A 24,517-nucleotide genomic window follows, 5' to 3' on the forward strand; every position below is an offset into this window, starting at 1 on the left:
TTATTACGTTTATTGAAATTATCTAAAGGAGTATCCCTCTTTTATTTCGAATAGATTATAAAGAGTACTCTTTATAAAAGGAGTGGTAAAATGTCTGATGGCATCCAAGTATTTATTGTCCTGCTCTTTGCAATTGCGCTGTTTAGCATCCTAAACTTTTTAGCCATTTCCTTATCTGGACATAGTTTTAAAAAAAGAATCGTGGCAGGTTTCATATTTTTACTACTGACTCCCATTATCTTTTTGACTATCGCAACATTTGCTTCTATATTCGATAAAGCAGGATTTGGCGCAGGTACGTTAGCCTTTATGATCGCAAGCGTATATATATTAAATGGAATAGTGCTTCTGCTTTCCTCTTTATTTATCCTCAAAAAAGACATAACATAGGCTATGGTACTAGCATGAATCTGACTTTACACTAGATTCATGCTTATTTAATTTCTCCTAAATTTTTATATGAAATTAAATAATTCTTTAAAAAAATTTAAACTTTATTTATTATAATATCCCTATCGTATTCGCACGTTTATTCAAATTTAAAAGAAAGGAGCACAAAATGAAAAAGGTTCTACTTACAATTCCTATGCTAATCATCCTACTTAGTGGATGCAGCAATAACGATATATACGGTTCTTGGGAAGTCGTTGACAATAAAAATGGTGAATGCCCTGTATATTATAAATTTGAAACAGTTGTCAAAAAAGAAAATAAAGAGGAAATTGTGCAAAATTTAGTAGAAATGCAAACCACAAAGAATAAAGACGATTTATATAAAGGCTCATTTGTCAAAAATTCTAATGTATATCACATTGATTATGGTAATTCATTTACATCAGAGCAAACTTTAAAAGTTGCCGACGGTACATTAAATGTATACTTTTTGACAGCTGAAAAATTATGCACGTATAAAAAGAAATGATTACATTTCAGAGGAAACGCAGAAAATATTTTCTGCGTTATTTCACTTTAGAAATCTTCCACAAATACTTAATAAAAACTATAAAATAACTTAAGTTATATAAAATGAATCCTATAATAGACATTTCAATTAACACGTCTACGCTATTTACATCGATACTTTTTCAAAATAGGCTAATCCTTCCTCTAAATTTATCAATCGTTTTAATTTTCATAAAAAAATGATAAAATATAAACATGTGTTTTCAGAATAATTAAAAACGCAGAATGAAAGCACTGTTTTAGGAGGGGTTTTGATGACTTACACGTTAGCAACTAGAATGAAAGCATTCCAATCTTCTATATTTAGTGAATTAGGAGCCTATAAAAAAGAAAAAATTGCAGCAGGTCATAACATGATTGATTTGAGCATCGGAAATCCTGATATGCCGCCCGCTGATTTTGTAAGAGAAACAATGGTACATACAGCGAGTGAGAAAGAGAGCTACGGGTATACATTATCAGGTATTCAAGAATTTCACGAAGCTGTAACTGAATATTACAACAACACTCATAACGTTTTATTAAATGCGGATAAAGAAGTTTTATTATTAATGGGTTCACAAGACGGGCTCGTTCATTTACCTATGGTTTATGCAAATCCAGGTGATATTATATTAGTTCCTGATCCAGGATATACAGCTTATGAAACAGGTATTCAAATGGCTGGTGCAACATCTTACTACATGCCTTTAAAGAAAGAGAGTGATTTCTTACCAGACTTAGGAGTCATCCCTGAAGAAATTGCCGATCAAGCGAAGATGATGATTTTAAACTTCCCAGGGAATCCCGTTCCAGCAATGGCTCATGAAGATTTCTTTAAAGAAGTAATCGCATTCGCGAAAAAGCATAATATTATCGTTGTCCATGATTTTGCTTATGCTGAATTTTATTTCGATGGTAATAAGCCAATTAGCTTCCTCTCTGTACATGGTGCTAAAGAAGTTGGTGTAGAAATCAATTCTTTGTCAAAAAGTTATAGTTTAGCAGGTAGCCGTATTGGATATATGATTGGAAACGAAGAAATTGTTCGTGCACTTACTCAATTTAAATCTAATACCGACTACGGTGTATTTTTACCAATTCAAAAAGCGGCATCTGCAGCACTAAGAAATGGCGCGGCATTTTGTGAGAAAAACCGCGATATTTATCAAGAACGGAGAGATACTTTAGTCGATGGATTCCGAACATTTGGTTGGAATGTCGATAAGCCAGCCGGTAGTATGTTTGTCTGGGCTGAAATTCCACAAGGATGGACTTCTCTAGACTTCGCTTATGCATTAATGGATCGTGCGAATGTCGTTGTTACACCTGGTCATGCATTTGGACCTCACGGAGAAGGCTTCGTACGTATTGCACTCGTTCAAGATAAAGAAGTGTTGCAACAAGTTGTTGAAAACATTAGAAATAGCGGCATTTTCACTCTTGAAAAATTAAATGAATTAGTTAAAAATTAGTTCCCACTCCCCTGCTTAACTTTAGCAGGGGTATTATTAATTGGAGGTACTTTCATATGCATATTAAAGACACACTTCCCCATCGTTATCCATTTTTAATGATTGATAAAGTAACAAATGTAAAACAAGATGAATTCGTTACAGGATATAAACTCATTACAAATAACGAATGGTTTATAAATGATAGCCACAAACATATGCCTCATATGTTAATTGTAGAAGCACTTGCTCAGCTTAGTGCATTTGTACATACAAGTGATTCTGAAGGACTAGGATTCCTCTCCTCTTTAGATGGAGTTGAATTCCATGGAAAAGCATATCCCGGTGATAAACTTGATTTACATTATGAGCTAACGCGCAATCGCCGAGGTTTTGTTCTTGGTAAAGGTATTGCAACTGTAAACGACCAGCCTATTGTAACTGTAGAAAAACTATTAATATATCAAGCAGATTAAAGTGTTCCTTATATCAGTTGGAAATATCTATTCTCAACCAATTAAGTAAATAGGAAAACATATTACGTAGTTAGGAGCAGGAAAATGGAACGTACTATCGGTATCGATGCTGGAGGTACATTAACGAAAATAGCTTATTTTAACGAAAAAAAGCTATTAACTTTTGAAAAATTTTATTCTCATGAACAACATAAAATAATAGATTGGATTAAAAACAACAATGGCATAAAACAAATATGTATTACGGGTGGTAAATCGAAATTATTACAGCAACTGCTTACAGGTTCATATAAAATAATAGAGCTAAACGAATTTGAATCTACTCTTGCAGGTGTCCAATACATATTAAAAGAAGAAAAACATACTATAAACAATTTTATTTTAACCAATATTGGTACAGGTACTTCTATCCATTATGTTTATAATGAACAATATATTCGCGCTGGTGGAACCGGAGTTGGCGGTGGGACTATTATGGGACTTTCAAAATTGTTAACAAATATAGATCATTTTGAAGATGTAATCCCTCTAACAAAAGTAGGATCTAGAAAAGAACTAGATATTACGGTTGGAGATATTTATGGTGGTATTCTTTCCCCCATCGATAATAACTTAACTGCTAGCAACTTCGGAAAAGCAGCCATTACAGAATCAAATAATAGTAGCTCCGATATACTAGCTACTGTACAAGGACTTGTCGGTGAAGTCGTTACTGCATTAAGCCTTCAATTCGCTGAAACAAAAAAAATTGAACATATTATTTATATTGGTTCGACTTTATGTAATAACGTACAACTTCAACATATTATTAGTAGCTACACTGAATATCAAAATAAAACACCAATCTTTTTACAAGATGGTGGTAATAGCGGTGCAATTGGTGCATTACTTCATGCTACGAAATAAAAAGCTGACTTTTGTCAGCTTTTTAGAAATGGCACTTCAAATTCAATAATTGATTCCCCGTTCTCTCCAATTCGCTCCGCGCTTATTCTATCAATCACACAATTTAACTTCCCATGAAAACTAGGAATCTCCTTCATTACTTCAGCAGCTAATTCGGCACTTTCTTTTCTTCCGACTGTTACATGCGGGATGTACGGAATGTCTTCTTTCAAAAATTGTAATAAAGGTCCTGTATATAGAATATTATGTAGTTCCTCTATTTGTTCTTTCCCCTTTTCAACTCGTAAAAACAAATATTCTCTTTCACTTGTAATTTGATTCTTAAATTCAATTTCTATATTCTGTATCGGTTTTGTTACATTTATAATATGTAATTTCAGCTCATCATTTGAAATCGAACTTTCAAATGGGAATACAATTGTAATATGCGGTGGAATTAATCCAAATAAAGGATCATGTTTTTGCCTAATGTCCTCGATTTCGCTAATGAACATGTTGTTTAGAAAAAGTAAAATTGTACGCATTTTTATCCCCTCAACTTTTCCTCATTATAATATGTATCATATTCTATGACAGCCTGCCCTTCAACAACTTGTTTTGCTTACCTGTAAAAATAAAAAAACTTCTCAAATGAGAAGTTTTCATATAGCATGATTCTTATTTTCCCGCCAAACTTTCCTAAACTTTATATAACAGGCGATTCTCCAAGGAATAATATACGAGACAGCAACAACGTAAAATAATAAACCAATCGTTTGCTGATCTAAGTCAACAATATATTTTCTTGAACCGTATCTCAAAACGACAAGTGCAATAAAAGTAATTAAAAAAGCTGCACTTTTTTTCGTATAAATATTCCCATCATCTCTTCGTTCATAATTTGTTAATACTATAAGCGGCACAGCAAAAAGTACACCAATGAATACCGCTATAATTACTTGTAATATAGCTGGATGTACGGGACCTAAAAACCATACAATACCTGGTGTTAAAAATAGTAATGGCCATAAAATACGTTTTCCCGATCCCTTTATTGGCTTATGCATGGAGCGATAACGACGCCAAAATATTAGTAGTGCAATGCATAAAAAGACGGTTATTAGTGAGGACGTGTCTCCCATATATTTTCCTTCTCCCTAAAAAAATAATCTATCACTATTTTAAACTGTTCGTTCAAATGATACTTTACGAATAAATATACTACTAGTTATGATATAAAGAATTGTTAATCCAATTGAAATAACAATAAAATAAGGGATATCTATTAAAGATACATCATTTGTAAATAACAATCCTTTTATCCCTACTTCTCCATACAGCACACTATTTGTTGAAAGGAAAAGCGACCCACCAATCATGAGACCAATCCATTGAAATCTTTGCTTAAAAATTACTACTACTTGAAAGAAACATGCTATCGTAACATAAAATAAAAATTGTAAAATAAACTGTTGTATTAATTGCTCTCCAAAGTTAACATTTACTAAGTTATATTTTATATCTTGTAAAAACAGTATTTGAAGGAATGAAAACAATGCGGATTGCAACACAATATAACAAATCGCTCCGATAAAATATTGTATTCTCGTTATACCAAATGAAACTGCTAAACGAAATAGCTCATCTTGTATGATGAAAACACTCCCTACTATAAACAACATAATTGCTATTGACGGGTTATTTATAATTTCGGGTAAATAACCAATGTTCGCTCCATTTAAATGAGCAGCATTTAAAGCCCCTTTTATTAATAAAGCTACAATCCAAAATATTAAAATTGCTTTATAATGAAAATTAATATGTAACTTTAACTGCTTCATTAATATCGTCATTTCACTTCACCACCAGTTATGTGAATAAATAGTTTTTGTAATGTTATTCCATCAATGACTAATCCTAATTTTTCAATAGAGTCATAATCTTCACTAGACAATTCTTCCCATATAACAGCAATACCTTTATTCCCATAAATTTCTTTATTTATAACTTTTTTATTAATCAAGAACTCCTCCACTTTACCTTTTTGCCCTGAAATAATATGACCTTGTTGCAATAAATCTTCCACTGTTGATTGAACAACAAGTGCACCTTCTTTTATGATAATTACTTCTTCAATAACATGGGTTACTTCTTCTACCAGATGTGTTGATAATATAATTGTTCTGGGATACTCCCCGTAATCTTCTAGTAGTAAACTATAAAATAACTCACGATGTGCTGCGTCTAATCCTGTAGTTGGTTCATCAAAAATAGTAATTGTCGCTCTGCTTGCTAACCCTTTAATAATTCCTACAACTGTTTGCATGCCATGAGATAGTTTATGGTATTTCTCTGTTATATTAAGCTGAAATTTACCCGCCAGTTCTTCAGCAAACTTCTGATCCCAATTTTTATAAAACATGTTACATATCTTAAAAATTTCTTTTACTCTATAACTTAAATGAGACTCTTCTTTTACTCTAACGAAACAAATATTTTGCATCGCTTTACTATTTTCAAAAACATCTTCACCAAATATTGATACACTTCCACTACTTGAAGTAATTTGTCCTGCTAGTAAATTTAATAAAGTCGTTTTCCCTGCTCCGTTCCTTCCAAGCAAACCATATATTTTATTCTCTTCCAATGAAATCGTTACTTCATTTACAGCTATTTTCTTTTTATATTTTTTCGTTACATCTTTCGTTTCAAGTGCAATCATCCCTCTTTCCCCTCCTTCGTAATCTTTTGAATCATATCCATCAATTCATTTTTTGATATTTCTAGTACTTTCGCTTCTTCCCACACTTTAGGTAAATATTCAGTCATAAAAGTATTTTGTCTTTTTTTTAGTACGACTTCTTTCGCTCCCTTTGCAACAAACATTCCGATCCCTCTCTTTTTATATAAAATCCCCTCATCCACTAATACATTCACCCCTTTAGCTGCGGTAGCCGGATTTATTTGTAACATCTTCGCAAATTGATTTGTCGATGGAACTTGTTCTTCTTCAAGCAATATGTCTTTTAAAATATCAGATTCAATCGTTTCTGCAATTTGTATGTATATTAATTTATTTTGTTCTAGAGTCGGCTTCACATTTTCACCACCTTAGGTTCATAGGTTCATTACTTATGTAATCAACCATATCACATAGAATTATTTTTTTCCATAAATTTCTTTTACAAAAAAAGAGAGTCATTCAATTAAGAATGTCTCTCTTTCTAAAAATTCGAAGTTTCAACTCTTGTTCTCAAATTCTTTTCATTTATACCATTTTGACAAAAATTAAACTGTTGTCCCTCAATACATTTTGTACGATCTACTACTTGCCCTAAATGATAGCTTGTATGCTCAACCAAATGTAATAGACTTTGAAGATCAATATGCCTTTTTTCTTCCCAGACCTGTATATATGCTTTGCCCCACTCATCAAATATTTCTTCAACAGTTTTTAACAAAGCTTCAGTGCTTATTTGTTTCACTGGAAAATATTCTTCAATTCCATTTTCAAAAACTATATTTGGATCCTTATAACGCCTTGTATTTCTCTGTAAATGTTCACAAATATGTAGTACGATTCCACCAATTGAATTAACAGAGGTCTCTTTTTTCCACAAATCTTCTTCACTAACGAGCCTAATTGCCTGTACTAATTTAGGTAAATAATGATCCTGCATTCTATGATAAGAAATTTTGTATACTAACTCCATCTTCTCCCCTCCATTATTTCAACTGGCTCACTGGATATTTAGCAAATAAAGATTTCCGAAAATTTTTATCTTCCACAAGCATTTTAATTTTTTCTTCATTGCCGTTAGAGAACTTTATAACTTTATTTTTATCCCATATATCTTTTTCTTTTGGAAAATCATCGAATTCCCTATGCAAAATTGATAACATTTCTTCCCTCGTTATCTTAAAGTTTTTATTTTCTATTTGAAACTCATAAGCTTTTGCGTTTGGTACTAAAATTACTAGATAGGTAGCATTAAAGAGAAAATTCTTCTTCATCGTATCTTTCTCATCAAACCAATACGTCTCAATCATTTCTTCTGTAAGAGCTCCACTCTCTTTTGCACCATAGTTCACTTTTATATTTTCATTTTCTAAACTTATACTTTGAACTGTTCCACCACCGGGTAAATGATTAATAATTGCAACCACATCTGAATTATTACCAACGTATGTCCCAGTATATTTCTTAAAATCATCTGACCTAACATCATATATATCTTTTATTCTTTCCCCGTTAGAACAAGCCGTAATGAATAAAAAAATTGTTAGCATAACGATTATGTTATGATGCATATATTTCATTTAGCATCCCCCATTTTTATCGATATTTCGTTAATTACAATATTTACTTTCAAATCCCTTTTTAAATATACGCATTTTAATCAAAATTAAAAATTTTCATTTTTTATGTTTACAATTATCCATTAATTGTATATACTTACTAACGTAAGAAAAAAATTCTAAAAGGAGGTCGAAGGAAATGATGAAATTACAATTACATGCATTAACTTTAGCGTTAACTGCACCTGTGTTTTCTGGACAATTAAATATGAATTCGACCACCCTAATGGAGAATTGAAAATCGTAATTTATTTCATTTAATTCATAAATTCGCCACAGGAGGTCGTATACTTTCCTGTGGCTTTTTCACGCCCAGCCATAGGAGAACTGTATCTTCCTGTGGTTTTTTTGCGCGATTTTTTAGTCTCTTACATTATTTTTCTAAGAAAGGAGCAACATTCAATGACTATTAGCGTATTGTTTTTAAGTATTACGATTCAAAGAAATACAATTTCCAAAGGGGAAATTCTTCATAATGAGCAAATTGAAAAAGCTATGAATGATGTTAAGGAGCGCCAAGCACTTTACTGTGATCACCTGTAATTCCTTTTCGAAAGGAGGAATTCATTTATGACTTTTCATATTTTCTTTTTTACGACTGTGCTTCAAAAAAATACTTTATCTGAAACTGAAATCAATCGTAAACAACAGTTAAAACAACTGACTGATAAAATAACTGACATTAAAAGTTCATACTACACTCAAATGTATTAAAAATATATTTTAAAGGGGTCATATATTCATGAAATTTAAAGCATTCTTTTTAACTATCACCATTCAAAAACGTAAGCTTTCACAGAAAGAGATTTTACGTGAGCAACACATCCAAAGCATTATGGACGAAGTAAAAGAGCGCCAATCTTCTTATTACACTCGTCTTTTCTAAATCACTTATAAAGGGGTCATAAATCTAATGAAATTTAAAGCATTCTTTTTAACTATCACTATTCAAAAACGTAAACTTTCACAGAAAGAGATTTTACGTGAGCAATACATTCAAAACATTATGGACGAAGTAAAAGAGCGCCAATCTTCTTATTACACTCGTCTTTTCTAAATCACTTATAAAGGGGTCATTATCCAATGAAATTTAAAGTATTCTTTTTAACCATTATCATTCAAAAAAATACATTTTCCGAGTCTGAAATGTTTCATGAGCGACAAATTAATCAGGCTATGGATCATGTAAAAGAAAGACAAAGTCATTACTGTAGTCATCTGTAATTTCTTATTACACTCGTTTTTTCTAAATCACTTATAAAGGGGCAATTATCTAATGAAATTTAAAGTATTCTTTTTAACCATTACCATTCAAAAAAATAAATTTTCTGAGTCTGAAATGTTTCATGAACGACAAATTAATCAGGCTATAGATCATGTAAAAGAAAGACAAAGTCATTACTGTAGTCATCTGTAATTCCAATTCGAAAGGAGGAATTCACATATGAAGTTTCACCTTTTCTTTTTAACGATTACGATTCAAAAAGAAACAATATCTCAAAATGAATTAAAACAAGAAAGACAATATAAACAAGTTATTGATGAAATTCGAGATCGTAGAAGCAAATACTACACTCACCTTTAATCGTTTAACTATATAGAATTGAAAGGAGTCGATTTTGATGTTGATAGCACGCTGTAAGGAAATGATTTGGATAGTTCAGAGGGATTCCACATAGTTTTATAGAGCTTATATCACACAAGTTTATCACTGAATTTGATGTATAAAAAATATATAATAAAATCAAATCAATCCACTTTTAATTATTTATTTATAAACAAAAGATACACCTCTTAAAAAGCGGTGTATCTTTCTCAGGTTTCACTATTTACGATTACTTCTCTTTGTCTTAAACAATCTCACTAAGTTCGAAACAACAGTTTTTGTTACTGCATAAACTGGTACTGCTAAAATCATTCCGATAATTCCCGCAAAGTTACCTACCCCTAAAATTAAAATAATAATTGTTAATGGGTGGATATTTAATTTCGAACTCATAATACGCGGTGAAATGATGTTACTTTCAAACTGTTGTACAATTGTTACGATAATAATTACGTATACGGCTTGCATCGGAGATACAAACAGTCCTACAATAACAGCTGGCGCTGCCCCAATAAATGGACCTAAGTTAGGAATGATGTTTGTAAATGCTGCAATAATTCCTAAAACGAAAGCGTACGGTAAATCGATAATTAAATAACCGATAAAAGTAAACGCACCTACAAATATACAAACGAGGGCTTGCCCTTGAATATATGCAGATAATGTTTCGTTCGTTTCCTTAATGATACGAAGCCCCTCTTCACGGTAAGGCTCTGGTAATAAACTTACCGCTTTTCCCGGAAAGGCATGTCCATCTTTAAACATGTAAAATAAAATGAACGGTACAGTAAATACAACTAATGCAACGTTCGTGATAATACCAAATAAAGCCGTTGCACTCGACGTAATTGTATTTGGTATATCTTTTAAGTATTCAATCGCATTTTTTTCAATTGTTTCAATGGAAACGTAGTTTTGTGTAGATAACCATTCAAACAACCTATGATGTGATAATTCTTGTATGTATACTTTCCCCTCTTTTATGTAGCTTGGCATATTTTTTACTAAGTCCATTAGCTGTTGTGAAATCGTAGGAACAACTACTCCAACGCCAACCGCAGTTAATGTTATGATAAAAAGATATAACAGTAATATCGCTAAATTTCTAGGTACTTTTTTATTCTCCAAAAAGATTAATACAGGATTAAATATGAAGTATAAAAAAAGCGCGATTAAGATTGGGAAAAATAATGTTGATATGAAGATACCAATCGGTTGAAATAAAAATGATATTTTTGTGCAAATAAATATGATTCCTACAACCATTAGCACTTCTAATGTCCAAAAGTGCACTTTTGATTTCAAAAAAATGGCCTCCTTTAAACTAGCACTTCTCTTCATTGTACCAAAATAAGTATGAATTTCACATAATATTTTCCTTTACAATATTCCAAAATGCCAATAAATACACTACAATGAGATTACATACAAATTTGCAGGTAAAGGTGATAAAAATGACACAATGCATCATTTGCAGAAAAGATACGAAAGAACTTAGTGAACAATATGTCATTCCAGAAATATTATGTGGATATTATTTCACAAACTCAATTTGTGATACTTGTCATGAACAAATGACAACAAATATTGATCGTCCTTTAATTAGGCATAAATTGAGTCAATTTAAGATTGAACAAATGAAAAGACAAATTGATTCCCCACTCTATACGAATGAGCACGGTGAGGAACTTGCGGCTGCTGAGACTGATGTTGTCGAAGTAAGCGACGAGATTCTTTATTCTAATGCATTAATTATGAAACTATGTAAAAAGCATGATATTTCCTTACATAATGAAATTTGGAAAGAGGAACGTGTAACGAAAGTAGCGAGTTCTATTCAACGTGAATTACTATTAGATAACCGTAAATATAAAATGAGTGTATTAAAAATGGCTTATACATTCGCTGTACAAACAGTTGATGGCTACTTTGAAGATCAAGATGCAATTGATATTTCTACCATTCTCTCAAATGCAGATTTCGTGGAACTAAAAGAAAAAAGCATTGTACGTGATTTAAGCAAAAGTTCTTTATGGAATACGCTAAATACAAGTAGTGAAAATCATTACTTTATTTTACTTAGCGATAAAGACGGCCTGTTTTGCTTCATTCGTTTGTTTGACATCTTTGATGTTGTCGTTCATTTATCAGAAAAAAGATTTGACCTTCCATCGCCGATTGTCGGTGTAAATAATGTGAATACGCAGAAATTTTATGTCCAAAGTTTAAAACAGTATATGGATGGGCTGTTTAAAGAAAAAGCACCTACTATATAACAGGAACCAGAACATACGGTCTCCTTTCTTGATGAAAAGACACTGTGTTATAATGAGTATGAAAAGAACAATACAATCACATAAACCAATTATAAATTGTATATAAATAAAAAAGACTAGTGTGCGGCTACACACTAGTCCACGTAACTTAGCAGATTGGATTGTTCATTTATCCTATTTGTTTCTTACAAACAAAACAACCCACATTCTATAAGCATAGGTGGGTTGTTATTTTTTGAGCTTGTCTATTAAAACGACGACGAACGTTAACAATGCAACGAGAAACAGTCCACCTTGCAGTAGCAACGCTATTTCACTCACGTATTATCACCCCCCTCCTACCCGGAGAAGTGATAATTGAACAACCAACCGCACCTTAAGTTACCCTTTAATTTTACCATATTTTCTAATAATTTACGATGAAAACCCGCAAGCGAATAACTTGCGGGTTTTTTATCCCGTATTAACAGGCAGTGAACAAAATAAAGCAATAAATATGTGAAACTTTATTTCTCACTATTTTTTTAATGCATATGCATCAGCAATCATTTCACCAACAATTTTATTTTCTTCTTTCTTCTCGTCTTTCAATAATGGGAATAACAATTCTGCGACCTCATACGCTTCTTCTAAATGCGGATATCCTGATAAAACAAACGTATCAATTCCTAACGATTCATATTCTTTTATCCTTTCTGCTACTGTATGTGGATTGCCTACAAGTGCAGTACCTGCCCCACCTCTTACAAGTCCGATTCCAGCCCATAAATTAGGGCTTATCTCTAACGACTCTCTCGTACCTTTATTTAAATGTGTCATCCTCTTTTGACCAACCGAATCATATCTTGCAAATGTCTTTTGAGCAAGCTCAATTGTTTCATTATCCACATATTGAATTAAACGTTCTGCCTCTTCCCACGCTTCTTCTTCTGTTTCTCTTACAATTACGTGTAATCTAATGCCAAATCGTACTGTACGCCCCTTCTCTTCTGCAAGTTTTCTTACTTCTTCTATTTTCTCTTTCACTTGCTCTGGTGGCTCTCCCCACGTTAAATATACATCACTATGTTCAGCTGCTACTTCTTTTCCAGCAGCTGATGATCCTCCGAAATATATAGGAGGATATGGTGTTTGAACTGGCGGGAATACAACTTTACTATCTGTAACTTGAATATGTTTTCCTTCTAAAGAGATCGTTTCACCTTGCAATGTCGATTTCCAAACTTTTAAAAATTCATCCGCTGCTTCATATCTTTCATCATGCTCCAGATATAATCCATCTCCTTGTAGTTCAACTGGATCTCCTCCAGCTACTACATTAATAAGTAGTCTCCCATCTGAAATTCTATCAAATGTAGATGCCATCCTCGCTGCAACTGTAGGTGACATTAGTCCTGGTCTCACTGCTACTAAAAATTTTAGTTTTTCTGTTTCAGCAGCAAGAGCTGAAGCTAACACCCAAGGGTCTTCACATCCTTGACCAGTTGGAAGTAAAACACCCGTATATCCTAAATAATCAGCTGCCGCAGCAACTTGCTTATAATAACCATATTCAGCTGCTCTTCCTCGTTTTGTCGTTCCTAAATATCGACCATCTCCATAAGCCGGAATAAACCATAATAATTCCATACCTTTACACACCCCTTATTTATTTTGAAACGTATACTAACAAATTCTATATAAATTACCCCTAAAAATTTATATGTTAATTCCCAGTCTCACCTTTAAAATTATCTCGCCATCTTAAAAACTTCACTTCTAGTAAACGTACTAGAGAGTCAGAAAACTTCCCAACAAATGCAAAGATAATTATGCCGACAAATACGATATCTGTATTTGAAAATTGCCTTGCATCCATAATCATATAACCAATACCTTCTGTAGATCCCATAAGTTCTGCTACTACTAAACTCACCCATGCAACACCTAACGATAACCTTGCTCCTAGTAAAAGGTTAGGCAATGCAGATGGTAAAATTAGTTTCGTAATTAGTTTTCTTTTGCTAAACTCTAATACTCTCGCAACATCAAATAACTTTGAATCCACACCTCTAATACCTAAAAATGCGTTCACGTATAAAGGAAAAAATGCACCATCTGCAATTAATAGCACTTTCGATGTTTCACCGAAACCGAACCATAATACGAAAAGCGGCGCAACAGCTAAATGAGGGACAGTTCTTAACATTTGCACAGATGGGTCTAAATATTGCTCAATTCTCGTTGAAAATCCAACAATCGTTCCTAAAATGATTCCTAAGCCCCCACCAATAATGAAACCAGCCGCAGCCCTGAATACACTAATACTTAAATGGCCGAATAACTCTCCTGTTTTAATAAGCTCTTGGAACGCTAGAAAAATATCTAATGGTGTTGGTAAAACTGTTTTAGAAACAAGACCGAATACGCCAGCCAACTGCCAAATTATTAATATAATAACCGGTATAGTAATCGCCCTTACTAAAACTTTTACATTTAACTTTCGTACCTTCTTTATGCCATTTTTCTTAATCGTTATACTCGCTGGTTTCATAACAGCTTTCGTATTTTCCACTTTACAAAACCTCTTTTCACTTCGCTTTCAATGCTTTTTCTACGAAAGAATTATCTACAACTTTTTCCGTCTTAATTTCTTTCTTTATAGAACCGAGCTTATATTGAAAATCCGCTGTCTTTTGTTGTTCTGCTATTATTTCCTTAGTTACCGGAACTAAAATTGGTTTGTCGTGATTAAACACTTCTTTTACAATCTCTGCATCTATCTTTTTTACAGAAGTGTACACTTTTATTGCTTCATCTAAGTTAGCATCTTGCCATACACGTGCTTTCTCATAAACTTTGAGGAATTTCTCAACTAATTCTGGATGTTCTTTCGCAAATTTTGTCCTCGTAATTAAAAATTCTGGTGAAGAGACATTTAATGTTTCACCGTCTGCAACCACCTTCGCACCTTTATTTAACGTATGTAATGATATGAAAGGGTCCCAAATCGCCCATGCATCTACTGATCCTGATTCGAATGCAGGCTGCGCTTCATCTGGTTGTAATTGAATGACATTTACATCTTTTACATCAATACCTTCTTTATCAAGCGCTCGATATAATAAATTAAAGGCACTACTTCCTTTTGCTACTGCAATTTTTTTACCTTTTAAATCTTTTACACTCGCAATCTTGCTATCTTTTTGAACGAGAATTCCAGTTCCTTTTCTCGCATAACTTGTATTGGCGATTTCCGTAAATCCAATACCTGCTGCTTGCGCTGAAATGACTGGAGAATTCCCTACTTCACCAAAGTCTAACCGGTTTGATGCGATTGCTTCAAAATAAGGAGGTCCACTTTGGAACTCTGTCCATTTCACTTTAACTCCTTCTTTTTTAAACTCCTCTTCAAACCATCCCTTTTTCTTTGCTAGTAATAGCGGGCTTAATCCTTGCTGTATACCAATTTGTATTGTTACATCTTCTTTCTTACTACTTGCTGTACTTTTTTCACATCCTAATAAAAACATTGATATAGCTAAAGCAAAAGAAAGAACTTTAAATTTTTTATACATATAAAATCACCCTTTTCCTATATACTTGTTTGAATCAATCCTCCATATTCAAACTGCTGTAATACTTTCGTTCGAAGTTGTTGGAACGATTGAGCAGTTTTATTTCGCGGATAAGGTAAATTATTTTCAATCACTTTATGTATTTTCCCTGGTTTTGCATTCATAATGATGATCCGGTTTGAAAGATATATCGCTTCGTCTATATCATGTGTAACGAATATCATTGTTGTTTTTTTCTGCTCCCAAATATTTAGCAATACTTCTTGCAAATGACTTCGAGTAAAAGCATCTAGCGCTCCAAAAGGTTCATCAAGTAATAATACATTCGGATCTCTTAATAACGCTCTCGCTATCGCAACACGTTGTGACATCCCGCCTGAAATTTCTTTCGGATACGATTTTTCAAAGCCATCTAACCGAACGATTTCAACCCATTCTCTCACCTTATCTTTCACATACTTATCTTTTAACGACAAATCTGCCGCTATATTTTCTTCAACCGTTAACCACGGAAAAAGCCTATGTTCTTGAAAAATAAAACCTTGTTTCTTACTCGGTTTTAAGATAGACTCCCCATCAATAACAACTTCCCCTTCAAAATCATTATCTAGACCTGCAACAATTTTTAGTAATGTACTTTTTCCACACCCACTCGGACCAATTACTGTAACAAAGTCCCCTTTCTCTAATTGAAAATTAATATTCTCTAATACTTGAACAGTACCAGTTTGTTTCAAAAAATATTTTGATACCCCATCAATTGAAACAGTCATTTCTTCCCCTCCTTAAAATGATTCATATAAATGAACAGATTCAGTATTTGTGCAATAAAAAAACCAACGGCATTTTATCAACAGATAAAATGCCTTTGGTTTCTCCAATCAGCAATACGTTATGGAATTAAGTACATATTATACAAATATTTCCGATAAGTCAACTGGGTTTTATCAAAACATACATATGATTCGTTTAAATATTTTTACTGTTGTTTATTTGAACGATATCATTTACTTACTATTTTTTCTGATTTTTAATCCACTGTAACCAATAAGAAAACTCACACGCTAAATGCATTTGATGGGATTTAATTAGACTATTAGGACAAAGGGCTGGGAACTCAACAACTAGACTTACTTCTATCCCTGTATCAGTATCTTTAAATTGATGTCGAACTCCACCAATAGTAGTACCATCTTTCATACGTGCAACACCTGTTGATTGGTATTGATAAGATTTATCTCTCGGTGTTTTCAATCCGGTTTCGTCACCAAAAACAATGAAAAATTGAACTGGAAACGGAGAATTACCAGTAGTTTCGATAACCTCTAATTCATTTTCCCCAAAGGGTCTTAGTACATAGTGATCAGGACAAGCAGATAAATTCACTTTGTTATTTTCACGTGATTGTTCAAGCATCAAACTATCAATTCCATGTATAGCTACTTCTGCTGTAATCCCGTCTAAATAAATACTAGTTTTCGAAAATTTTCGTCTATCACCAGATAAAAGAGTACAGATACGCATACCTATTGCACTTAATCTAAGTTTTGATTTCAACTTTTCGTACATTTCATTGTATGTATATCGCAACTTTATTTCCGTTAGCTGTTTTATCATGACGTCTGTATCATTTATTTCAAGCTCTTTATGTCCTAATGTATATAATACTTTTTTTATCCGTTCTCTTTTCCATTCTATAAGTTGCTCTTGTGAGATATTATTTCCATCGATAATAATTTTCATAAACTTTCTCCTTCCTTTTGATTGTATCGTAGTGTAGTTAATACTAAATTAACCATTTCTTGTTTTGTATCTAGATTCAACTTTACTTCTGAATGAGCAATACTACTAAGACCGTATAGAATAAACCCAGAAGCTAATAATGAGTTATCAGTATAAAAAACCCCTATGTTTACTCCCTCTTCAATTACTTGTCTAATTAACGGTTGCATACGTGCGAATAATTTCTGTTCCAGTTGAAAATGTTGTTCCGTCTGAAACGAACTCACATTTTTATAGGGTGCTAACTTTTCAATAAATGTCCAAAATATATCTAGTGAATCTTTCATCTTTTGCATGACAGACCGTTCATTTGAAACAAGTATTTCTTCAATTAACTCCATATTTTTCACAATACAGTCATTTAAAACTTCATCAACAAAAATCTCTTTAGACTTGAAGTAATAATAAAATAAGCCCGTTGCTACACCTGCATGATTCACAACATCTTTTATGCCAAATCCTTTCATACCATTTTTCATATATAGTTCAAAACCAATATCCATTAACTCTTGCCGTCTTATATCTGGTTCTTTTGATATTCTTTTCATAGGTCATCTCCTACTTTGTTTTTCCTGCGACTGAATCTGATTCAATCATAAACGACTGAACTTTATTCAGTCAATCTTATTTCATAAATTTAAAATCCATTTAATAACTAAGCAACGAAATTTCTACAAAAAAAGTAATCTCAAGAAATATGCTACTAACCTTAGATTTATCAAAAAAGTTAGATCATATAACTTGAGACTACTCATTTCCATTCAAAATATTTATGTAATTAAATTTTAGTTCTTCTGCACCCTGGCTGTCTCCAAAACTATTTGTGGAAGCTCTTTTTGAATGATTTCTTTCAGTCCATAAAGAGCTTTCTTCACATAACCACCTTCGAAATTCCCTAATGGTTCTGGTAATTCATCCTCATCTAATATGAAGTATTCTCCATTAGGAAGTACCATAATATCGATGATTAAATCTTCGAAGGAAACCACTTCGTCTTTTATTTGTGTATTTTTTACGATATTAAAATAGGAACCTAAATACTTCCCTTTTATATCTCTCCATACGTATAAATTGTACGGACAATCTTTCCAGTAATATGCGATTGTATAACTCCCTTTTGGAATTGTTAACTTAGTATCATTTGCAATCATTGTAAATGAATACTGCACCTCGTGAAATAAAACGATACTTTGTGATTGCTTTTCAAGTAATAAGCAATTGTGATCTACTATTGTTGAGTTATATCGGATTTTTCTTTCTATAATTTCACCTTTCGATGTAAGTAACTTATTCATTATTTTGTTTCCCCTTATACTAGTTCTATCCTCAATTATATCCATTTATCTAACGATAAAGAAGTATATAGTTTTTTATATAATGATTTATACAAGTACACAAGAAAAACTCCTTCTTATTTAGAAAGAGTTTTTCACTATCCATGTTTCATATTTTTTCACTTCTAACGGAAGCTTATTTGTTTTTATGTAACTAACAGCACTATTACTCATGTTTTAACTTTTCCTTAACCGCATCATAAAATTTTCGTTCTTCATCAACATTTAAGTGCACACGACTTACTGTTTTAGAAAATCCATATAACAACTGTGCTTTCACTGGCTCTTTTAATGTTATTTCAAAAGTAGCAGGTTCTTTTATGAACTCCATAACAGTTGCATCCAATACCTGTTTCCCTTCTTTTGCCGTTAGCAATTCATCACCCTTGTAGAACGCAATATTATCAATTTGTGTAAATGGTATAACAATTTTCTTTCCTAATCCAATTTGAATGATTACTTGTTCTTCTGTTACGTTAAGTGGATTTTTACGCATCGCTTGTATTTCAGCTATAAAATAAATCATCGCGTATACATTTAAAATAAGTAAAATCCGTGCTATTACTGGATTCCACTGGTGTAGCAAATAATGAAAACCAATACTTTCTATTAAGGTCGCATGGATGATCATGATATATACACCTATTGCACCAGTCTTTTTGTGATATGAGTATACGTATTCACCTTCTGGTACTTTTTCACGCCACGATAAAAATGCATAATAGATTAACTTACACTCCGTTACAATGATATCTATTAATTTATTTCTTTTCATAGTAGCGTCAAACGCAGCATCAATTGCATAAGAAAATGAAGAGTACTCACTTTTATATTCTTTATATTTTTTTATTATGGTAGGAAGCTTTCTAACAATTTTATATAGAAGGAATAACTCTAAACATACAAAAGCAATTTCTCCTGCAACTATAATATAAGAAACGTATGAAAAATCTTGTAAATAGTCACTTGGAATAATAAATCTTGCAAAAATATAACCAGCTATTACAACAGGAACTATATACGTTAACGAGTACCTTTTTCGAATAATGAAGAAATACGTGATGATTGGAATGACAAACATGCAATCTAATAATGACCCAAGTACAACTTCTTTCGGCGCAGCTGGTACTATTGGAAGAGCATACAATAAATAGTTTGATAGCATAATTAAAGAGACGAGTCCAATCCAAATACCTTTTCGCCTTCGCGATAGTGTAACATTCATACGTTCACTCCTTTATTTAAAAACCTCATTTAAGTGGTCTTTATAAAATGAAATGGCACGTTCAAATTCTTTTACTTCCTCTACTTTCACGACAGTTTCAAGTAATAATTTCATCGCTGACTCGTGATCGTTTACGTTATATTTTGCTAATGATAAAAATACTTTCATCGGATCGTTCTCTGGGAATTTTTTCACCCCAGCTTCTAATACTGTAATTGCCTTTTCATATTCCCCTATACAACGATATGTACTTCCTAGACCAATATAAGCACCGCAAAGGGATTCGCCATCAAGTCCATTTGCGATTGCCTGCTCATAATACGGAACTGCTTCTGTTTCTAGCCCCATTACATCATGTATCCACGCACACTGATACAGTACTTCTGCATCCTTTGTAAAGTTTGTTAATCCTATAAGCATCTCTTTAGACTGCGCATATTTCTTTTCGTTTCTAAGTTTAATAGCTTGCTTTAATAAATGTTCCATAGAATCCACTCCTCACCAATTATTCTGTGTATAGCTCTTGATTGATATACGCTTCACATTCGTGTAAAAGTAAAATTCCCACCAATTAAAGTTTCGCTTACTTATTACTATGCGGATTCATTCTTATCTAAAAACTTAATTTTAAAAAGCAGTGACACGATTACATAATACCTCTAAGCTTTTGACAATTTCTTTCGCTGTTTCATCTTTCCCATTACACAACTTCCCTTTACCATCTTGTCCAATTACATAATGCACAGCTCCGCGCGAATATAAAGAATGTGGTGAATTCGCAATCATTACATTCGCCCTTGCTTCTTTCATTCTATTTTTCGCTCTTTCAAACAGTTCTTCTTCATTTAAATCACTTTCAAGTTTAAAACCAATAAGTACTGTTTCTGGGTCCCATTCTTTTATTTGTTTTAATACTTTTGGAGCCTTTTGAAAGTGAATAATCGGTGCAATATCACTTGAAATTTTTCCGTTCATATTAAGAACATTACCATCTTGATCACAGATCTTCTCCACAATCCAATCTGATCCAGCCGCTGCCATAATAACCGCATCAACCTTTTCATGTGTGATGATACTTTTCATTTTATCTTGTAAATCAACAATCCCTTCAAATGGATGTAATTCTAACCCTCTATGTACATCGCTCGGTTTCTCCGCAAAATAACCGTGTAAATATATAACATGTGCCCCTTTAGCTAGAAGTTCTTCTGCGATTATCCTTCCGATTGTACCTTTAGCCATATTCGTATGCCCGCGTACTTGATCCCATTTTTCTAGACAACCACCGCTCGTAATTAATACCTTTTTCCCTTTCATTGTAACCATCCCTTACTAATTTTTCTTACGAAACCATTCTGTTCCAAAGTCAACTATATCACGCTGTTTCATTAGACGACACGTTGCATTCCCTATCTTCCCATTTTTTACAGTTCCTTTTCGCTCAAACTCAACACCAATTTCTACAAACTTCTCAGATTCGTAATCCATTTCAACAAACTCTTTCCACACTCTTTCACCGTTTTCTATAATAGGTGCTCCTACTTGTATTAACTCACATGCACCAGTACGCACCTCGGATAAATGAACAGACGTATTTGAATCATATCCAACACCAATTAATAATACGTACCCGTCTAAATCGTATATTTTTCTTAATGGAGATTCTTCTCCAAAGCTCATTGATAATGAATGGTTCATTGTTATTTCTACTGCATGTTTTCCCCATGCAGCAAAACTTCCTAACGGATGATTACTACGTACTACATTCGGATATGTACGAAAACATTCAACTATTTCACCCATTCCCCTTGTTGGGGTTATACGTGAATCAAATGCAGGGACGTTATCTCGGATAATTTGCCACCAGTCTTCCGGTACAGGTGGTCTTGACCAATGTTTCGGATCGGACAAATCCGAAGATTGCGTTGGCATTATTATCGTTCCTTCTTCCGTAACAACTTTCATTAATGCTTCTACTACGGCAACCGCACCACCAGATATCCATCCGATAGAACTTAGCGATGAATGAACGATAATTGTCATTCCTTTTTCGATTCCTAATGCTTTTAAATCTTTTGTTATTGTTTCGATTGTATTTGGAAATTGTGTGCTTGCTACTATTTCATTCATTTTCATATTGGTTCCCTCACTAGCCACGTAAATTTAAACTTTTATATAAATATATTATCATATTTTTCTTAATTTTTAACTTAATCATATTCATTACTACAAAAATATGTATATGGGTGTACTGAAGCCTCAAAACTCTATTAAAATCGTAGAGAATGATAAGCGAGAGTTTTATTAAATGAAGAAAAATGTAAATCTTATTTTTTCAAGCTATACTCCATATGCATATTTTTATACTATTTTTCCAAATAACAATGAAATCTTTCGATTTCCATATATTTTTCTCCTAAACTTTTAACTTGAAAACCAATTCTTTTATAAAATTCTACCGCCCCATCGTCTGTCTCTGCTTCTATATAAGTCAATTGATATATCCTTACCACTTCTTTAATCATTTGCAGTGCAATTCCTTTTTGACGATAATCTGAAGCCACTGCTATATGACATACTCGTGCTTTAGTTGCTCCGATTACTTCAATACCTATACAAGCTTTTTCTTCATATTTGTACAAAGTCCCTTTATTACTTTGATAAAATATTACTGCCTTCTTTAAGCTTATTTCATTTGGACCGACGGCATATTGTAGCACATTTAATATTGAATCTTTTTCAATTTGTTCAACACGCTGTAAATTCATATTTTCATCCCTTTCTATGAAAAAAGACTAACTCTTAATAAAAAGAGCTAATCTCATTACGCCGTTATTTTTTCTTCTTTTTTTACAACGACAGCTACATAACTATGAAGTATCATTCCAATAATAACGAGACTCATACCAACCCAAGATAAAGATGACGGAATTGGTGCAGATAACCATATCAGCTCTCCTACTAGCGCAAATAAAACTTCACCAGACTGCGTCGCTTCCACTGTTGCTAGTTTTTGTGGATCATCTTTTACAAGATCTGTTGCAAAGAAAAATAATATTGTCGCGATTAACCCAGAACTAACTGCTACAATAAAACATTGAAAAACTTGGTTACTTGACGGTAATCCGCCAGTTGATACTTCGTAACCAGATAATAAAAACCAAAATGGTAAACTTGCTAATGTCATACCGAGTACTCGCTGAAATACATCTAATTCCCCTTTACAAACTTGCATCATTTTTCGATTTCCAAGAGGATACGCAAATGCTGCAATAAGTACAGGAACTACACATAAAACGGTTTCACGAATACCTAATGAAGAAGCATGTTCTACTTGCATGAGAACAACACCGAATAAAATAATGCCCGACATAACTAATTCCTTCATCGGAAGTTTTTTATGTAGTGGATCCACCGCAAAAAATGGTGTTAACAAAATCCCTGCAACGATTGTAATTTGCCATGTTGATGCAACGAGCCAACCTGGTCCGAACGCTCCAGCAAAACTAAGCGGTGCATAAAAGAGACCAAATCCAACGATACTCCATACTAACCATTCTTTCGGATTGTTTTTCATATATTGAAAGAGTTGCTTTAAGTTCCCTCTATACATAACAATAAGTAATAGCATTGGAACCATAAAATAATACCGTAATGATGCACTCCAAATCCAGCTTCCACCTTCTAAGTCCATTGCCCGGTTTAAAACAAAGGTAAAGGCAAAGAAAAATGATGCCAGTATCCCTATAACAATTGCTTTCATCGTAAAACCCCTTGTATTTAATTTTTAATCTCTATAACATATATTTTAGTATACGCGATGAAAAATCTACATACAAACTTACATTTCACTTTCCATTCACTTGCAATGAAAAAGATAATAATACATACATTCATTCATTTATTATACTTAATATAAAAACATTAAACAGAAATAATTTTAAAAATAAGTTACTTCTATGGATGTGATAACACTGAAAATATACAGAGCCTCTATACAATCTATTTTATTTGTACTTTCTTTCGGAGTTGTTTTCCTTCTAATAAGTGTTTTATCTTTAATGGAAGAATTTGATTTACTAGGAATTATTTCAATATTTTTCTCCTTATGGCTACTAAAGTATGCCCTAACCTTATGGAAAACACGTGCAAACGATATAGGTTCCTATTGGGATGATAAAGGAATTGTAGTAGATTTGCATGGGAATAAAGTGTATTGGTATGAAATCGAGGATATTACATACCAAAATTTTTAAGGGTCAAAATCTACCTTAATCTCGACCCACTATACTCACCATGAAAATATACGAATCTGCCATAAAAGATGGCTACCAACTATTGCACATTCAATTTACTGGTTTTCTATTGAAAAACCAAAAAATTATCATAAAAATTTAATGATAGCTTGGGAAGAAAAACAAACGAATAAAAATAAACGCCTCCTTTAATTATTATTTAGGGGCGTTTGTTTATTCAAAAATTAAAGAATATGCAGTTTATATTCTCTATATAATTTCCTCAATCGACTTATATGTGCTTGATGATACCGATTATGATCTGCTATATGCCAAACTCCCCATCTTATAGTCGCATTTTCCCCTTTTTCATACAAAACTTCCTC

General features: G+C 32.8%; 36 protein-coding genes and 1 pseudogene. 14 read left to right on the forward strand and 23 right to left on the reverse strand.

The genetic code is table 11. From position 1 onward, the window contains the following. The first annotated feature begins 90 nt into the window (after positions 1-90). The 5 genes from H6481_RS19785 to coaW all read left to right on the forward strand — a co-directional run bounded on the left by H6481_RS19785 (position 91) and on the right by coaW (position 3,778). Positions 91-390 carry a hypothetical protein gene (locus H6481_RS19785; RefSeq protein WP_063675460.1) on the forward strand — a complete coding sequence of 100 codons (300 nt, stop codon included), beginning with the start codon at positions 91-93 and terminating at the stop codon, positions 388-390. 169 nt (positions 391-559) lie between these two features. Next, the gene (locus H6481_RS19790; protein ID WP_182812915.1) at positions 560-922 is read left to right on the forward strand and encodes a hypothetical protein; all 363 of its coding nucleotides are present in this window, start codon (positions 560-562) and stop codon (positions 920-922) included. 295 nt (positions 923-1,217) lie between these two features. Then, the gene (locus H6481_RS19795; RefSeq protein ID WP_142327484.1) at positions 1,218-2,417 is read left to right on the forward strand and encodes an LL-diaminopimelate aminotransferase; all 1,200 of its coding nucleotides are present in this window, start codon (positions 1,218-1,220) and stop codon (positions 2,415-2,417) included. 56 nt (positions 2,418-2,473) lie between these two features. Beyond that, entirely contained in the window at positions 2,474-2,872 is a 399-nt protein-coding gene (locus H6481_RS19800; protein ID WP_088020686.1) for a 3-hydroxyacyl-ACP dehydratase FabZ family protein, read from the forward strand. Positions 2,873-2,956: 84 nt separating this feature from the next. Continuing rightward, entirely contained in the window at positions 2,957-3,778 is an 822-nt protein-coding gene (gene coaW, locus H6481_RS19805) for a type II pantothenate kinase (RefSeq protein WP_088020685.1), read from the forward strand. A 14-nt stretch (positions 3,779-3,792) separates the two neighbouring features. Here the strand turns inward: coaW and H6481_RS19810 are convergent, their stop codons facing one another. The 7 genes from H6481_RS19810 to H6481_RS19840 form a co-directional block, all read right to left on the reverse strand. After that, on the reverse strand, positions 3,793-4,302 hold the full coding sequence (locus H6481_RS19810) for a 2'-5' RNA ligase family protein (RefSeq protein WP_182812917.1): 510 nt from the start codon (positions 4,300-4,302) through the stop codon (positions 3,793-3,795). Between the two features lie 117 nt (positions 4,303-4,419). Beyond that, positions 4,420-4,899: a cytochrome c biogenesis protein CcdC gene (locus tag H6481_RS19815; protein WP_098852642.1), complete on the reverse strand. Its 480-nt coding sequence runs from the start codon at positions 4,897-4,899 to the stop codon at positions 4,420-4,422. A 39-nt stretch (positions 4,900-4,938) separates the two neighbouring features. Continuing rightward, positions 4,939-5,610 carry a DUF4052 domain-containing protein gene (locus tag H6481_RS19820; RefSeq protein ID WP_182812918.1) on the reverse strand — a complete coding sequence of 224 codons (672 nt, stop codon included), beginning with the start codon at positions 5,608-5,610 and terminating at the stop codon, positions 4,939-4,941. Then, positions 5,607-6,479 (reverse strand): ABC transporter ATP-binding protein, encoded by an 873-nt coding sequence (locus H6481_RS19825; RefSeq protein ID WP_098852644.1) that lies wholly within the window; start codon positions 6,477-6,479, stop codon positions 5,607-5,609. The genes H6481_RS19820 and H6481_RS19825 overlap by 4 nt, the downstream gene beginning before the upstream one ends. Beyond that, the gene (locus tag H6481_RS19830; protein ID WP_053564185.1) at positions 6,476-6,856 is read right to left on the reverse strand and encodes a GntR family transcriptional regulator; all 381 of its coding nucleotides are present in this window, start codon (positions 6,854-6,856) and stop codon (positions 6,476-6,478) included. The genes H6481_RS19825 and H6481_RS19830 overlap by 4 nt, the downstream gene beginning before the upstream one ends. A 125-nt stretch (positions 6,857-6,981) precedes the next feature. Then, the gene (locus H6481_RS19835; protein WP_182812920.1) at positions 6,982-7,470 is read right to left on the reverse strand and encodes a hypothetical protein; all 489 of its coding nucleotides are present in this window, start codon (positions 7,468-7,470) and stop codon (positions 6,982-6,984) included. 13 nt (positions 7,471-7,483) lie between these two features. Next, positions 7,484-8,077: a DUF4825 domain-containing protein gene (locus H6481_RS19840; RefSeq protein ID WP_182812922.1), complete on the reverse strand. Its 594-nt coding sequence runs from the start codon at positions 8,075-8,077 to the stop codon at positions 7,484-7,486. Between the two features lie 441 nt (positions 8,078-8,518). Between H6481_RS19840 and H6481_RS19845 the strand changes: the two genes are divergently transcribed. The 7 genes from H6481_RS19845 to H6481_RS19875 are packed head-to-tail and all read left to right on the forward strand — an operon-like array spanning position 8,519 to position 9,701. Further along, positions 8,519-8,659 (forward strand): YrzI family small protein, encoded by a 141-nt coding sequence (locus H6481_RS19845; protein ID WP_000156197.1) that lies wholly within the window; start codon positions 8,519-8,521, stop codon positions 8,657-8,659. A gap of 27 nt (positions 8,660-8,686) precedes the next feature. Further along, positions 8,687-8,830: a YrzI family small protein gene (locus tag H6481_RS19850; protein WP_000142729.1), complete on the forward strand. Its 144-nt coding sequence runs from the start codon at positions 8,687-8,689 to the stop codon at positions 8,828-8,830. 28 nt (positions 8,831-8,858) lie between these two features. Further along, the gene (locus tag H6481_RS19855) at positions 8,859-9,002 is read left to right on the forward strand and encodes a YrzI family small protein (RefSeq protein ID WP_000668965.1); all 144 of its coding nucleotides are present in this window, start codon (positions 8,859-8,861) and stop codon (positions 9,000-9,002) included. A 27-nt stretch (positions 9,003-9,029) separates the two neighbouring features. Then, positions 9,030-9,173, forward strand: a complete 144-nt coding sequence (locus H6481_RS19860) for a YrzI family small protein (protein ID WP_000668968.1) — start codon at positions 9,030-9,032, stop codon at positions 9,171-9,173. A gap of 26 nt (positions 9,174-9,199) precedes the next feature. Next, on the forward strand, positions 9,200-9,340 hold the full coding sequence (locus H6481_RS19865; protein WP_000669797.1) for a YrzI family small protein: 141 nt from the start codon (positions 9,200-9,202) through the stop codon (positions 9,338-9,340). A 52-nt stretch (positions 9,341-9,392) separates the two neighbouring features. Continuing rightward, positions 9,393-9,533, forward strand: a complete 141-nt coding sequence (locus tag H6481_RS19870) for a YrzI family small protein (protein ID WP_000669802.1) — start codon at positions 9,393-9,395, stop codon at positions 9,531-9,533. A gap of 27 nt (positions 9,534-9,560) precedes the next feature. Beyond that, on the forward strand, positions 9,561-9,701 hold the full coding sequence (locus H6481_RS19875; RefSeq protein ID WP_000668497.1) for a YrzI family small protein: 141 nt from the start codon (positions 9,561-9,563) through the stop codon (positions 9,699-9,701). 240 nt (positions 9,702-9,941) lie between these two features. On the opposite strand, the gene H6481_RS19880 is transcribed toward H6481_RS19875, so the two are convergent. Continuing rightward, entirely contained in the window at positions 9,942-11,027 is a 1,086-nt protein-coding gene (locus tag H6481_RS19880) for an AI-2E family transporter (protein WP_023522247.1), read from the reverse strand. A gap of 149 nt (positions 11,028-11,176) precedes the next feature. Here H6481_RS19880 and H6481_RS19885 point away from each other — a divergent pair, with 149 nt between their 5' ends. Continuing rightward, positions 11,177-11,998, forward strand: a complete 822-nt coding sequence (locus H6481_RS19885; RefSeq protein WP_000189715.1) for an HNH endonuclease — start codon at positions 11,177-11,179, stop codon at positions 11,996-11,998. Between the two features lie 228 nt (positions 11,999-12,226). Here H6481_RS19885 and H6481_RS28725 read toward each other — a convergent pair whose 3' ends face one another. The 14 genes from H6481_RS28725 to H6481_RS19950 all read right to left on the reverse strand — a co-directional run bounded on the left by H6481_RS28725 (position 12,227) and on the right by H6481_RS19950 (position 23,659). After that, complete coding sequence (locus H6481_RS28725) at positions 12,227-12,319, reverse strand: putative holin-like toxin (RefSeq protein WP_001289320.1); 93 nt, start codon at positions 12,317-12,319, stop codon at positions 12,227-12,229. Between the two features lie 195 nt (positions 12,320-12,514). Further along, entirely contained in the window at positions 12,515-13,627 is a 1,113-nt protein-coding gene (ssuD, locus tag H6481_RS19890; protein ID WP_043938042.1) for an FMNH2-dependent alkanesulfonate monooxygenase, read from the reverse strand. A 76-nt stretch (positions 13,628-13,703) separates the two neighbouring features. After that, a complete protein-coding gene (locus H6481_RS19895) occupies positions 13,704-14,552 on the reverse strand; it encodes an ABC transporter permease (RefSeq protein WP_097960899.1) in 849 nt (282 codons plus the stop codon). Positions 14,553-14,568: 16 nt separating this feature from the next. After that, entirely contained in the window at positions 14,569-15,555 is a 987-nt protein-coding gene (locus H6481_RS19900) for an aliphatic sulfonate ABC transporter substrate-binding protein (protein WP_023522250.1), read from the reverse strand. A gap of 17 nt (positions 15,556-15,572) precedes the next feature. Then, a complete protein-coding gene (locus tag H6481_RS19905) occupies positions 15,573-16,328 on the reverse strand; it encodes an ABC transporter ATP-binding protein (protein WP_063547626.1) in 756 nt (251 codons plus the stop codon). Positions 16,329-16,569: 241 nt separating this feature from the next. Beyond that, the gene (locus tag H6481_RS19910; RefSeq protein WP_182812924.1) at positions 16,570-17,298 is read right to left on the reverse strand and encodes a hypothetical protein; all 729 of its coding nucleotides are present in this window, start codon (positions 17,296-17,298) and stop codon (positions 16,570-16,572) included. Next, a complete protein-coding gene (locus H6481_RS19915) occupies positions 17,295-17,885 on the reverse strand; it encodes a TetR/AcrR family transcriptional regulator (RefSeq protein ID WP_023522253.1) in 591 nt (196 codons plus the stop codon). The genes H6481_RS19910 and H6481_RS19915 overlap by 4 nt, the downstream gene beginning before the upstream one ends. A gap of 237 nt (positions 17,886-18,122) precedes the next feature. Further along, positions 18,123-18,632: a DUF402 domain-containing protein gene (locus tag H6481_RS19920; RefSeq protein WP_023522254.1), complete on the reverse strand. Its 510-nt coding sequence runs from the start codon at positions 18,630-18,632 to the stop codon at positions 18,123-18,125. Positions 18,633-18,837: 205 nt separating this feature from the next. Then, entirely contained in the window at positions 18,838-19,896 is a 1,059-nt protein-coding gene (locus tag H6481_RS19925; RefSeq protein ID WP_182812926.1) for a hypothetical protein, read from the reverse strand. A gap of 12 nt (positions 19,897-19,908) precedes the next feature. Beyond that, positions 19,909-20,382, reverse strand: coding sequence for a tetratricopeptide repeat protein (locus H6481_RS19930; protein WP_000400637.1), 474 nt, complete (start codon positions 20,380-20,382; stop codon positions 19,909-19,911). Between the two features lie 141 nt (positions 20,383-20,523). Further along, on the reverse strand, positions 20,524-21,213 hold the full coding sequence (locus H6481_RS19935; RefSeq protein ID WP_000676727.1) for a phosphopantothenoylcysteine decarboxylase: 690 nt from the start codon (positions 21,211-21,213) through the stop codon (positions 20,524-20,526). A gap of 15 nt (positions 21,214-21,228) precedes the next feature. Beyond that, positions 21,229-22,032, reverse strand: coding sequence for an AAC(3) family N-acetyltransferase (locus tag H6481_RS19940; RefSeq protein ID WP_000783341.1), 804 nt, complete (start codon positions 22,030-22,032; stop codon positions 21,229-21,231). Between the two features lie 230 nt (positions 22,033-22,262). Continuing rightward, positions 22,263-22,664, reverse strand: a complete 402-nt coding sequence (locus H6481_RS19945; RefSeq protein ID WP_088020676.1) for a GNAT family N-acetyltransferase — start codon at positions 22,662-22,664, stop codon at positions 22,263-22,265. Positions 22,665-22,720: 56 nt separating this feature from the next. Next, complete coding sequence (locus H6481_RS19950; RefSeq protein WP_000644593.1) at positions 22,721-23,659, reverse strand: multidrug resistance efflux transporter family protein; 939 nt, start codon at positions 23,657-23,659, stop codon at positions 22,721-22,723. Between the two features lie 298 nt (positions 23,660-23,957). Here H6481_RS19950 and H6481_RS28915 point away from each other — a divergent pair, with 298 nt between their 5' ends. Then, a complete protein-coding gene (locus H6481_RS28915) occupies positions 23,958-24,152 on the forward strand; it encodes a hypothetical protein (protein WP_237655332.1) in 195 nt (64 codons plus the stop codon). 224 nt (positions 24,153-24,376) lie between these two features. Here the strand turns inward: H6481_RS28915 and H6481_RS19960 are convergent. Next, positions 24,377-24,514 (reverse strand): annotated as a pseudogene (locus H6481_RS19960) (DinB family protein); the annotation flags it as partial. Positions 24,515-24,517: the final 3 nt, after the last annotated feature.

It is taken from the genome of Bacillus sp. ME78, from assembly GCF_903970865.1.
GTDB lineage: Bacteria > Bacillota > Bacilli > Bacillales > Bacillaceae_G > Bacillus_A > Bacillus_A cereus.

Bases quoted from the DNA above. Each gene is read 5' to 3' on its own strand.
- H6481_RS19795 (WP_142327484.1), top strand. From the start codon at position 1,218: ATGACTTACACGTTAGCAACTAGAATGAAAGCATTCCAATCTTCTATA.
- ssuD (WP_043938042.1), bottom strand. From the start codon at position 13,627: ATGGAATTATTATGGTTTATTCCGGCTTATGGAGATGGTCGATATTTA.
- H6481_RS19950 (WP_000644593.1), bottom strand. From the start codon at position 23,659: ATGAAAGCAATTGTTATAGGGATACTGGCATCATTTTTCTTTGCCTTT.
- H6481_RS19860 (WP_000668968.1), top strand. From the start codon at position 9,030: ATGAAATTTAAAGCATTCTTTTTAACTATCACTATTCAAAAACGTAAA.
- H6481_RS19865 (WP_000669797.1), top strand. From the start codon at position 9,200: ATGAAATTTAAAGTATTCTTTTTAACCATTATCATTCAAAAAAATACA.
- H6481_RS19935 (WP_000676727.1), bottom strand. From the start codon at position 21,213: ATGAAAGGGAAAAAGGTATTAATTACGAGCGGTGGTTGTCTAGAAAAA.
- H6481_RS19885 (WP_000189715.1), top strand. From the start codon at position 11,177: ATGACACAATGCATCATTTGCAGAAAAGATACGAAAGAACTTAGTGAA.
- H6481_RS19850 (WP_000142729.1), top strand. From the start codon at position 8,687: ATGACTTTTCATATTTTCTTTTTTACGACTGTGCTTCAAAAAAATACT.
- H6481_RS19855 (WP_000668965.1), top strand. From the start codon at position 8,859: ATGAAATTTAAAGCATTCTTTTTAACTATCACCATTCAAAAACGTAAG.
- H6481_RS19915 (WP_023522253.1), bottom strand. From the start codon at position 17,885: ATGAAAAGAATATCAAAAGAACCAGATATAAGACGGCAAGAGTTAATG.
- H6481_RS19930 (WP_000400637.1), bottom strand. From the start codon at position 20,382: ATGGAACATTTATTAAAGCAAGCTATTAAACTTAGAAACGAAAAGAAA.
- H6481_RS19875 (WP_000668497.1), top strand. From the start codon at position 9,561: ATGAAGTTTCACCTTTTCTTTTTAACGATTACGATTCAAAAAGAAACA.
- H6481_RS19785 (WP_063675460.1), top strand. From the start codon at position 91: ATGTCTGATGGCATCCAAGTATTTATTGTCCTGCTCTTTGCAATTGCG.
- H6481_RS19920 (WP_023522254.1), bottom strand. From the start codon at position 18,632: ATGAATAAGTTACTTACATCGAAAGGTGAAATTATAGAAAGAAAAATC.
- H6481_RS19870 (WP_000669802.1), top strand. From the start codon at position 9,393: ATGAAATTTAAAGTATTCTTTTTAACCATTACCATTCAAAAAAATAAA.
- H6481_RS19840 (WP_182812922.1), bottom strand. From the start codon at position 8,077: ATGAAATATATGCATCATAACATAATCGTTATGCTAACAATTTTTTTA.
- H6481_RS19835 (WP_182812920.1), bottom strand. From the start codon at position 7,470: ATGGAGTTAGTATACAAAATTTCTTATCATAGAATGCAGGATCATTAT.
- coaW (WP_088020685.1), top strand. From the start codon at position 2,957: ATGGAACGTACTATCGGTATCGATGCTGGAGGTACATTAACGAAAATA.
- H6481_RS19825 (WP_098852644.1), bottom strand. From the start codon at position 6,479: ATGATTGCACTTGAAACGAAAGATGTAACGAAAAAATATAAAAAGAAA.
- H6481_RS19790 (WP_182812915.1), top strand. From the start codon at position 560: ATGAAAAAGGTTCTACTTACAATTCCTATGCTAATCATCCTACTTAGT.
- H6481_RS19800 (WP_088020686.1), top strand. From the start codon at position 2,474: ATGCATATTAAAGACACACTTCCCCATCGTTATCCATTTTTAATGATT.
- H6481_RS19945 (WP_088020676.1), bottom strand. From the start codon at position 22,664: ATGAATTTACAGCGTGTTGAACAAATTGAAAAAGATTCAATATTAAAT.
- H6481_RS28915 (WP_237655332.1), top strand. From the start codon at position 23,958: ATGGAAGAATTTGATTTACTAGGAATTATTTCAATATTTTTCTCCTTA.
- H6481_RS19900 (WP_023522250.1), bottom strand. From the start codon at position 15,555: ATGTATAAAAAATTTAAAGTTCTTTCTTTTGCTTTAGCTATATCAATG.
- H6481_RS19810 (WP_182812917.1), bottom strand. From the start codon at position 4,302: ATGCGTACAATTTTACTTTTTCTAAACAACATGTTCATTAGCGAAATC.
- H6481_RS19820 (WP_182812918.1), bottom strand. From the start codon at position 5,610: ATGACGATATTAATGAAGCAGTTAAAGTTACATATTAATTTTCATTAT.
- H6481_RS19910 (WP_182812924.1), bottom strand. From the start codon at position 17,298: ATGAAAATTATTATCGATGGAAATAATATCTCACAAGAGCAACTTATA.
- H6481_RS19815 (WP_098852642.1), bottom strand. From the start codon at position 4,899: ATGGGAGACACGTCCTCACTAATAACCGTCTTTTTATGCATTGCACTA.
- H6481_RS19845 (WP_000156197.1), top strand. From the start codon at position 8,519: ATGACTATTAGCGTATTGTTTTTAAGTATTACGATTCAAAGAAATACA.
- H6481_RS19940 (WP_000783341.1), bottom strand. From the start codon at position 22,032: ATGAAAATGAATGAAATAGTAGCAAGCACACAATTTCCAAATACAATC.
- H6481_RS19925 (WP_182812926.1), bottom strand. From the start codon at position 19,896: ATGAATGTTACACTATCGCGAAGGCGAAAAGGTATTTGGATTGGACTC.
- H6481_RS19905 (WP_063547626.1), bottom strand. From the start codon at position 16,328: ATGACTGTTTCAATTGATGGGGTATCAAAATATTTTTTGAAACAAACT.